The sequence below is a fragment of the Aquiflexum lacus genome (assembly GCF_015476655.1).
Classification (GTDB): domain Bacteria; phylum Bacteroidota; class Bacteroidia; order Cytophagales; family Cyclobacteriaceae; genus Aquiflexum; species Aquiflexum lacus.
The window spans coordinates 37131-46307 of the sequence record NZ_JABFHF010000037.1 but is presented as its reverse complement, the minus strand read 5'-3'; the positions used below and the strand labels follow the sequence as shown (position 1 = coordinate 46307).

Annotated in this window: 10 protein-coding genes; 7 read left to right on the top strand and 3 right to left on the bottom strand. The window is 40.7% G+C overall.

Annotated features, from left to right (window positions below):
- The first annotated feature begins 89 nt into the window (after nt 1-89).
- Nucleotides 90-392 (top strand): hypothetical protein, encoded by a 303-nt coding sequence (locus HMJ38_RS22790; protein WP_194976752.1) that lies wholly within the window; start codon nt 90-92, stop codon nt 390-392.
- 234 nt (nt 393-626) lie between these two features.
- The gene (gene kdsB / locus HMJ38_RS22785; RefSeq protein ID WP_194976751.1) at nt 627-1370 is read left to right on the top strand and encodes a 3-deoxy-manno-octulosonate cytidylyltransferase; all 744 of its coding nucleotides are present in this window, start codon (nt 627-629) and stop codon (nt 1368-1370) included.
- Nucleotides 1371-2358: 988 nt separating this feature from the next.
- On the opposite strand, the gene HMJ38_RS22780 is transcribed toward kdsB, so the two are convergent.
- On the bottom strand, nt 2359-3639 hold the full coding sequence (locus HMJ38_RS22780) for a hypothetical protein (protein WP_194976750.1): 1281 nt from the start codon (nt 3637-3639) through the stop codon (nt 2359-2361).
- Nucleotides 3640-4312: 673 nt separating this feature from the next.
- The gene (locus HMJ38_RS22775; protein WP_194976749.1) at nt 4313-4705 is read right to left on the bottom strand and encodes a DUF302 domain-containing protein; all 393 of its coding nucleotides are present in this window, start codon (nt 4703-4705) and stop codon (nt 4313-4315) included.
- A gap of 274 nt (nt 4706-4979) precedes the next feature.
- On the opposite strand from HMJ38_RS22775, the gene HMJ38_RS22770 reads away from it, so the two are divergent.
- A complete protein-coding gene (locus HMJ38_RS22770) occupies nt 4980-5813 on the top strand; it encodes a glycoside hydrolase family 9 protein (protein WP_317174589.1) in 834 nt (277 codons plus the stop codon).
- Between the two features lie 614 nt (nt 5814-6427).
- Here the strand turns inward: HMJ38_RS22770 and HMJ38_RS22765 are convergent.
- Nucleotides 6428-6742, bottom strand: a complete 315-nt coding sequence (locus tag HMJ38_RS22765) for a HesB/IscA family protein (RefSeq protein ID WP_194976758.1) — start codon at nt 6740-6742, stop codon at nt 6428-6430.
- A gap of 209 nt (nt 6743-6951) precedes the next feature.
- Between HMJ38_RS22765 and HMJ38_RS22760 the strand changes: the two genes are divergently transcribed.
- The 4 genes from HMJ38_RS22760 to dtd are packed head-to-tail and all read left to right on the top strand — an operon-like array spanning nt 6952 to nt 9113.
- Nucleotides 6952-7473, top strand: coding sequence for a DUF7935 family protein (locus HMJ38_RS22760; protein WP_194976747.1), 522 nt, complete (start codon nt 6952-6954; stop codon nt 7471-7473).
- Between the two features lie 7 nt (nt 7474-7480).
- Nucleotides 7481-7903 carry a YkvA family protein gene (locus HMJ38_RS22755; RefSeq protein WP_194976746.1) on the top strand — a complete coding sequence of 141 codons (423 nt, stop codon included), beginning with the start codon at nt 7481-7483 and terminating at the stop codon, nt 7901-7903.
- A 38-nt stretch (nt 7904-7941) separates the two neighbouring features.
- Nucleotides 7942-8658, top strand: a complete 717-nt coding sequence (locus tag HMJ38_RS22750) for a Rossmann-fold NAD(P)-binding domain-containing protein (protein WP_194976745.1) — start codon at nt 7942-7944, stop codon at nt 8656-8658.
- A gap of 2 nt (nt 8659-8660) precedes the next feature.
- Nucleotides 8661-9113, top strand: coding sequence for a D-aminoacyl-tRNA deacylase (gene dtd, locus HMJ38_RS22745; protein WP_194976744.1), 453 nt, complete (start codon nt 8661-8663; stop codon nt 9111-9113).
- Nucleotides 9114-9177 lie beyond the last annotated feature (64 nt).

The following is a 9177-nucleotide window of genomic DNA, read 5'->3' as shown; positions in this document are numbered from 1 at the left end:
ATATTTAATAATATAATTCAATCACAAAACGGTCAACACTAATCAGGGATGCACAGTTTTAAGGTAGAGGGTAGATTTTAGATTTGGGGATGAGGCGAGAGACGAGGGCCTGTTCCAAGGATCGGGGAGTCAAGAAACAAGAGCCAAGAGCCAAGAGCCAAGAAACAAGAAACAAGAGCCAAGAAACAAAGCCTGTCCCGAGTATTGGGGAGCCAAGAGCCAAGAAACAAAGCCTGTCCCGAGTATCGGGGAGCCAAGAGGGAATAAGGGTGAAAGCCTGTTTCGAAGTGTTTAGGGGGAGAAAAGTAGGATATAAGATCGAGGATTTTGTTTGGCTAAAGCCGGGGAATATTAGGCTTTTTTTTCCTCCTGCTAAAGCAGATGGCAATTGATTGGAAGGCTGATTATTTATTCCTCTGCCTTCGCTTATAATCCCGGAGGCCTGCCTGTCCGGTAGGCAGGGATTGAATCCCTTTAGGGTATTTGCTCCCTGTGGAATCCGGTGGTTTAAAGAAAGAGACAAGATGGGGCTGTAACCCTGAAAGGGTTTAATTTGGGTAGTAGAAATAGGGACGAAGTGTAAAATAGGAGGGTATCATATTCGAAAAGACACGGAACAAAGAAAAATGACTGAAAAACATCAATTAAAATCAATTGCTTTGATACCGGCGCGGTATGCGTCCACGAGGTTTCCGGCGAAATTGGTGCAGGACCTGTCTGGACTTTCGGTGATTCAACGGACTTATTTGAGTACTGTTGAAACCGGGGTTTTTGATCAAGTTGTAGTGGTTACTGACCATGAAGCCATTGCCGAACAAATAAAAGCTGTGGGTGGAGAAGTTTTTTTCAGTACCAAAGCTTATGAAAGTGGTTCAGATCGTATAGCTGAAGCTGCCCAACACTTAGAAGCTGATATTTTTGTGAATGTTCAGGGGGATGAGCCCTTTCAGGACAAGGATTCTTTGGAAAATCTTAATGCAGTTTTTACAGACCCTGAGGTTCGGGTTGCGTCGATGATGTTTGCCATTACAGCAGCGGAAGCTCAAAACCCCAATGCTGTTAAGGTGGTTTTAGACAAGGATAATTTTGCCCTGTATTTCAGCAGAAGTCCTATTCCGTATATCCGGGAAAAAGGCGAGGAAATCCCTTATTGGAAACATGTGGGTGTTTATGCCTACCGAAAGTCTATCCTGCTCGAGTTTACCCAATGGCCCAAATCTTTTTTGGAGCAAACAGAAATGTTGGAACAACTGCGCTTGCTCGAAAACGGGATCCGAATCAAGATGGTACCCACAGCTCATCAGGCTATTGCGATTGATACCAAGGAGGATTTGGAGAAGGCTGTGAGGTGGATGGAGGAAGGTAGGTAGGGGAGAAGCGAGAGGTTAGTAGTAAGAAACAAGAAGCAAGAAACAAGAGACAAGAGGGGGTAGGATAAAGATAGGGGAGATGCGAGAGGTTAGAAGCAAGAAACAAGAGACAAGGGGGGGTAGGATGAAGGTAGAGGGTAGACCTGCCTGCCGCAGGCAGGTTTTAGATTTGGGGATAAAGGATGAGGGATGAAGGTAGCGAAGGCGTCATTGCGAGTCTCCAATATTTTATAAATGTTCAGAAAAGGAATTACATCTTGTTTTAGTCCCTATCAATAGGAATCAGCCCATTTAGTAATACATGCAAAATACCAACAGCCAAAACAGAAAAGTAGGATATCAGGTTGGCGATAATGTTTGGCTAAAGCCGGGGATATTAGGCCTTTTTTTTCCTCCCGCTAAAGCGGTAGGCAATTGATTGGAAGCTAATCATTAATTCCTCTGCCTTCAATTGTGATCGGAAAATCAAGGGTGTTAGAAGGACTCAGGAGTCGCGAAGCCGGAGTCTTCGGACAACGGGGGCAAAAGAAAACCCTTGGGGAGAGTGACTCTCCAAGGGTTTTTTTGTGTGAGTATGAAAGAAGAAATATTGGTTATTAGGACTTCTTCTTTTCCGCTTGCTTGGCTTTTTTTTCAGCCCTTTTTTCTTTCAGGTTTTTTTCAGGCTTTTTCTTTTCAGCCTTTTTGACGGTTTTTTCTTTTGACATGATTTCCAAAATTTTAGAAAAGGTAGGATTTAAAAATCAAATCCACAATGGTTAGGTCAAGGATTTTTTTACTTGAAATTTAGGATAATTTTATTTCTTGGAAGATACGCGTTGGGATCCGCCATGGTGATTAAGATGTACAGAGTACTAAGTACAAAGTACAATGATATAAAGTTTGATCCGAAGGGTTTGGGGAAGAATCAAGTACAGTGAGACAAAGCCTGCTGCGAGGTATTTCGGGGAGACAGCCTCATTGGCTAAGAAAGCGCTTCTCCTATTTTTCAATAAACCTGAATTTTTAGATCATTGTTGGATGAGGATTCTTTTTGAAATGATGTTTTATTTGAATCGGACAAGCTGAAAGTTTGGCCAAAATCAGCGTTTTTTTCTTCAAGTAGGTGGTTCACTTTAAAGGAAAGATCCTGAATGATGTTTCTTAAGTTGATATATGTATTGATGGTGGCTTGAAATCCTTCTTTTCCAGAGCTTTCGACATATTCAATATTTTCATCCAAAGCATCTAGGTGACTGTTATCGTGAAGGTAAAACCATGTTTTGATCAAGGAATCATTTTTGGTTTGGTACACCTTTTTTTTCAGTGAAAACAGGAGGTTTAAGATTTCTTTTTGAAGAGGTTTATCAACCGAAGTAAGGTGTTGTAGTTCTTCCGGACTTTTTGGTGATTTTATTGAAACGGGTATTTCCGCGAAATTTTTCCTCCTTTGAATTTCTGCCGGCGTGATAAATCCAATATTATTTTCTTTGGCTTTGAAAGGAAGTTCTTTTAAAAAATCCAGTAGGGTGGTATCTTTTGATTGGTCATTGATAATGGCATTGTAGTCGATAAACAAGGTCACAATATTCTCCTCCTCAGGCAAATCATTGATCCATGTCATCAGCATTTCAGCAGTCATTGGTTCTTTGTTGGAGCTATTATTTTTTGGGTTCAGAATGGCTTCGCCTATTTTTTTGTTTCCGAATAGCAGTTTTACCTTGGGTTTTTCCGGGAATTGGAAAGCTGTATTCGGATGGGGCAGAGACACAAACACCTCAGCGGTATTGTTTAACAAAACTTTATATCCCAAATCTGATAAAATAGCACTTAAAAACTGATTACAATACAACCCCTGATTCATAAATGAACGGGGTATCTGACCAAATAAATTGAATATTTTCTTTTTTTGATTTTCAATCTGAAGCATCAAATCCTCATCCGAAAATTCTGCTGCCAAAGCATGGGAGTATGTTTCCCCTAAAAATTCCACATTACCTATCTGATTCATCATTTTTAGATTTTTGATCAAATCCGGTGTAAAGGCTTCAAAAAGGTCAAGCGTACATCCTGTAAAGGAGAAACTTATTTTGAACTGCAAAGCAGGATTCTTAAATATATCGAGTAGGACTTTGTTGACAGGAATAAACTGTTTGTTGGCTGTAGTGGTCAGCGAGGATTTATTGGATTCTTCACTGAAATAGGAATTTTTACCACCGATTTCATAGAATCTATAATTCTTCAACCTTACCGGTTGGTGGGTATGGAATATCAAACAGATTTGCTTCATCTCTTTCTATTGTTTTGGTTAGCGTTCTATTTTTTATCAAACCTTTTGCTGAAACTCACAGACTAAGGATTTAATATTAATTTTAAACATTAAATAAAAAAATATAATAATACAAAGGCAAAAGAGAAATTTGATAGATATTCAAATGTAAAATATTGATTACGGTACTACAATGATTTTGGTCATGTTTTTGGAATTTAATATTGGGGAGGGGTAAAAAGTATAGAGACAGGAGACAGGAGACAGGAGACAAGAAACAAAGCTTGTCCCGAAGAATTTCGGGGAGACAAGAACCAAGAATCAAGAACCAAGAGACAAGAAACAAGAGACAGGAAGCGGGAACTGAGAGTTGAGACCTTTGGGGTTTTTAAAACCCCGAAGGTCTTTGGTGAGGAAAGAGGGGAGGCAAAGCCTGCCCAGAGTATCGGGGAACCAAGAAACAAGAGCAAGGCACTAACGGGGAGGGGTGATGAGGAGGTTTAGCGTTACAAACGCCTTACTCAGTGTCACGAAGCTACAAGCTTCGGACAACTGGAATAGCGGGAAGCGTTACAAACGCTTTACACAGGGTCGCGAAGCTACAAGCTTCGGACAACAGAAAAGGCTTCGGACAACGGAGTTTGGATGGGAGTGGACACTCACAATGCGATAGGAGGCTTCGGATAACGGAAACTTACTTTACCGCCTCGACTACACGGGCAAGTTTCTTCTGCACTTCTCTGGCTAGAGGTTCGATCATTGGATTGCCTAAGCTTGCCATGGCGGCGATGGGGTCAACAGCTGAAATTTCAATGTCACCGTTTTCCAACTCCCTCAGGCTGACATTGCAGGGTAGGAGGGCACTCATATTGGGGTCAATGCTCAATACTTTGTCTGCATAATTTGGGTTGCAGGCACCTAAGATCAAAAATGGCTTGTAATCCTTGTCCAGTTTCTTTTTCATCGTGGCCTGAATATCGATTTCGGTCAATACTCCGAATCCTTCTGTTTTCAGGGCCTCTGTGACCTTTTCTTTAGCAACAAGGAATTCCTGCGGTGAAATGGTTTTAGTGATATGGTATTTCATGGGATAAATTGGTTTAATTAGATCCACAAGTTAGTTATAAATTAAAATTAAAGAAGTGATAATTGTTACGGAAAGAAGGTTTGGTTGAGTTGTTTTTACTCAATTGAAACAAGCTGTCCAAAAAAGGAAAAGCCATAATGATAGAATTTAAAAAAAATAACCTAGCCATGAAATCTATTTTAGCCTTTTGTTTTCTGATTATGCTGTTATGCAGCTGCAATCAAAGTTTGGATACCATAGACCCTAACATCAATGAAGCTATCCGGATCTTTCCATCGAATACCTGAAATCTGCCGAATTGGCCTGGAGTTGGGCGCAGTCCAACCCTGAGGTATACTATAGGCAAGACGACATGAACAAAGTATTTCAACCTGAAGTCCAAACCGGGGCCTATGGGGACAATTCGGTTGCTGATGAAAAAATATGGGCTGCTTCCGAACTCTATATCAGCACACAGAATGTGGATTACCTGCAATATATCTCTAATCCTGAGTCTTTTAATCTCCCCTCTTGGAACAGAGTAGATTGGTTGGGATATTATTCCTTGTTGAGGTTCAGTTCTGAATTGCCCAATTTGCCTGAAAACCTGATTTCAAGCATAAAAAGCATTTTGATAGAAACAGCCAATAGCTATGTGGAATCTGCCAATGCTTCTTATTACTATTCAGTGATGGGTCAATCCGCCAAGGATTTTGTATGGGGGAGTAATTCCGTTGCTTCCAATCAGGGAATAGCATTGATTCAGGCTTATATCCTCACTGAGGACAGCAAATACCTGCAACATGCTTTGGGAAATCTGGATTATATTTTGGGTAAAAATGCCACGGGTTACAGTTTTGTGACCGGATTTGGTTATAAAACCCCAAAAAGCCCTCATCACAGGTTGGCAGAAGCTGAACCCGAAAAGGAGCCTCTACCGGGCTTTATGGTAGGTGGACCTAATCCCGGCCAACAGGATGGTTGTAATTACACCAGCAAAATCCCTGATGAGTCCTTTGTGGATGAAGCCTGTTCCTACGCTTCCAATGAAATCGCGATCAACTGGAATGCTCCTTTTGCCTATTTGGTGAATGCTTTGGAGGTTTTGAAGGTAGAGGGTAGATTTTAGATTTAAGATTTAAGATTTTAGATTTGGGGTTTGTGAAAAGATGAGGGATGAAGGTAGAAAAGGGAAGAAGCCTGCCTGCCGGCAGGGATGAAGGAATGACAGGGGCGTCATTGCGAGGAGCACTTGGGAAACTTTGATAATTTGAATAGCCCTTCGTGCGACGTGGCAATCTCTTTGGGGATGAAGGATGAAAAAACCTAGATTTTAAGGATGAAGGATGAAGGAGGAGGGGTGAAGCTGAAGAAGTGAGATCCGAGAGGCGAGAATCAAGAAACAATAATCAAGAAGCGAGAACCGAGAGGCGAGAGGCGAGAATCAAGAAACAAGAAACAAGAATTGAAATCAAGTCGTCAATATCAATGAGCTTTCGAGTTTGTGCCAATTCAAGGGATTTAGATTTCTTCCGCCATGGTGGACAGGATTTTAGGTTCTAAATGACAAGGAAAGGTTAAATTCCAGTAGTGATCCAACAAAACAAGGACAGCTATTAAAAATGGCCTATCCTTGTCACCTCGAGTTTCCAACATTTTGAAAATGTTCAGAATTCAAAATGACAAACTAGAAGCCCTTTTCTTGATTAATCTAAGAAAAGTATTCAAGTCCTTAAAAAAAGTCTACCCATCATGCCTCTTGGGTAAATCGGGATTGATGAAGGTGAAGCCTTGGGTGTCGGAACCTTCAAAAAAATCCACTTGCATGCCCATCAGAAACATGTAGTGTTTTTTTTCAATCAACACGGGGATGTCTTCAATGACAAATTGTTGATCGCCTTCCTTGGGTTTGTCAAAGCCCAACAAATAGGACATGCCGCCACAACCACCGCCTTTTACACCCACTCTTAATGCATAATCTTTGGGAATATTTTTGTTGGCAATGATGTTTTTGATTTCTGCTTGTGCTTTGGGCGTGATTTTTATGGGTGACAGCATGGTTTTTAAATCCATTTTCGCGTTAGGAAGTTCAATTCTTCAAAAAAAAATGGTTTTCCGACTTTATACAATTAGCCTCTGCTTTTCCAAAAGAAAAAAACGCAACTGGTAAGATTATTGGTAAGGATCTGCTTATCCACAATATCAATTATCAAAAGTTTTATGCCATCATATAATTTCGGATATTCGAAGCAAATTAATTACAGACTATGGAGTATTTAGCAGATTTACTAAAGATTGTTTTACCTGCAGGATTGGTCATTTATGGGATGTACCTTACGATTATGTCTTTTCTTAAAAAAGAAAGAGAGAAAATGATCGTCGACCTCAAGACACAAAATTCACTTACAGTGTTGCCAATCAGGCTTCAGGCCGGGGAGAGGCTTTGCTTATTATTGGAAAGAATTACTCCCAATAACTTGATCAGACGGGTCAATAATCCTGAGTATTCCGCAAGGGACTTGTACAGTCAATTACTTTTGGAAGTCAGAGAGGAGTTCAACCACAACCTTTCACAGCAGGTGTATTTCTCAGATGAAACCTGGGAAGGTGTAAGAAGGGCCATGGAAAGTGTCGTGACCATCGTGAATACCGCCATGCAGGATATGAATGAAAATGCGCGAGGCTTGGACCTTGCCAAGAGAATTTTCCAGATTACGCTGGAGCAAAAAAATGATGCCATTCAAATGGCATTGAAGGAAGTGAAATCTGAAATCAGGATCTATTTTTAAAAATCGCATGGCCTCATTAAGAGAAAAAACAGTGGATTTCTTTGAAAAAGCAAAGATCATGTATCTATCCAAAGCAGAAGATATAGCAGGAGAGGATGGAAAACTCAAAAAGCTTTTGAAGAACGTTGGGGAGCGCTTGAATACTGTTTCGCACAATCCAAAGGTTCAGGCAGCCTTGGAACCTATTTTGGTTTTCAAAAGAATGATTCAAGCGCATCGAAGTGGTCTTTTTAAAGTTTCTTCCAAAACGTTGGGTCTGATTGTATTGGGATTGCTGTATTTTGTGATGCCCTTTGATATCATTCCGGATTTCCTGCCTTTGATAGGTTTTGCAGATGACCTCTCGGTGTTGATAGCCATTCTCAATTCGGTAAAACATGAAGTGGATGCCTTTTTGGATTGGGAAAAAACCAAGGGAGGTATAGAATAATTTTTTGGTTTGAATGATTTAACCGTACTTTATCCCTTATGAAAAAAATAGCATTTCTTGCCGGTACATCAGGTTTGATAGGTATGCAGCTTTTGCACCAACTGATTCAGGATGAATCTTACGATAGCATTATATCTATTGGCCGTCGTAAACTTGCCCTGAAGCATGCCAAATTGGTACAGGTTGAAGGGGATTTCAGTAAAATTAGAAAGTGGAATCTTGAAGACAAGTTGCGTGAGGAAGACCTTGGAGGTATTAATTTTCCTTTGATCGATGCCCTCAAGCAAAAATCTGTGGAAATGCATGCCTTCTGTTCTTTGGGGACCACCATCAAGGCGGCGGGTTCGAAGGATAAGTTCTATGAAATCGACCATGATTACGTCATGAACTATGCTTTATGGGTCAAAGAAATTGGGGTCAGCCGTTTTTTATATGTCAGTGCCATGGGTGCCGATCCTCAGTCATCGGTATTTTACAACAAGGTCAAAGGAGAGGTAGAGGAAGACCTGAAGGTGATTCCTTTTGAATACCTTGGACTTTTTGAACCATCGCTTTTGTTGGGAAACCGTAAGGAATTCAGACTTGGCGAAGAAATAGCCAAGATTGTGACCAAGCCATTGATCTGGCTGAAACTGGCAAAAAAATACAGACCCATTTATGACCATCAGGTGGCCAAAGCCATGATTGGACGTGCCAATAAATCAAATTCTGTAAAAGTGGAAGTGATATCCTCCAAGGAAATGCAAAACTTTTAATCATGATTGCAGTCATTCAAAGGGTTTCGGAGTCTTCGGTAAAAATAGATGGTGTCATCACCGGTCAAATCGGAAATGGATTGATGGTGCTATTGGGTATAGAAGAAGTAGATGGAACTGAAGATATCACATGGTTGAGCAAAAAAACCGTAAACCTGAGGATTTTCCCTGATGAAAATGGCGTGATGAATAAAAGTCTTTTGGAAACAGATGGAGACATCTTGTTAATCTCACAGTTTACACTCCATGCCAGTACCAAAAAAGGCAACCGACCTTCTTATATCAAAGCCGCTAAACCGGAAATTGCCATTCCGCTTTATGAGCATTTCATCAATGCCTTGGAATCAGATCTCGGCAAATCCATCCAAACCGGTGAATTTGGCGCAGACATGAAAGTCTCTTTAGTCAACGACGGTCCCGTTACGATCATTATTGACAGCAGGAATAGGGTGTAGTGTTCAGTTTGCTGTGGGTAGTTTGGAGGGGACATGACAACCTTTGAGGTCTTTTTTTAGACCT

Excerpts from the sequence above, each read along its gene's own strand:
- HMJ38_RS22790 (WP_194976752.1), top strand. The coding sequence starts at position 90 with ATGAGGCGAGAGACGAGGGCCTGTTCCAAGGATCGGGGAGTCAAGAAA.
- kdsB (WP_194976751.1), top strand. The coding sequence starts at position 627 with ATGACTGAAAAACATCAATTAAAATCAATTGCTTTGATACCGGCGCGG.
- HMJ38_RS22780 (WP_194976750.1), bottom strand. The coding sequence starts at position 3,639 with ATGAAGCAAATCTGTTTGATATTCCATACCCACCAACCGGTAAGGTTG.
- HMJ38_RS22775 (WP_194976749.1), bottom strand. The coding sequence starts at position 4,705 with ATGAAATACCATATCACTAAAACCATTTCACCGCAGGAATTCCTTGTT.
- HMJ38_RS22765 (WP_194976758.1), bottom strand. The coding sequence starts at position 6,742 with ATGCTGTCACCCATAAAAATCACGCCCAAAGCACAAGCAGAAATCAAA.
- HMJ38_RS22760 (WP_194976747.1), top strand. The coding sequence starts at position 6,952 with ATGGAGTATTTAGCAGATTTACTAAAGATTGTTTTACCTGCAGGATTG.
- HMJ38_RS22755 (WP_194976746.1), top strand. The coding sequence starts at position 7,481 with ATGGCCTCATTAAGAGAAAAAACAGTGGATTTCTTTGAAAAAGCAAAG.
- HMJ38_RS22750 (WP_194976745.1), top strand. The coding sequence starts at position 7,942 with ATGAAAAAAATAGCATTTCTTGCCGGTACATCAGGTTTGATAGGTATG.
- dtd (WP_194976744.1), top strand. The coding sequence starts at position 8,661 with ATGATTGCAGTCATTCAAAGGGTTTCGGAGTCTTCGGTAAAAATAGAT.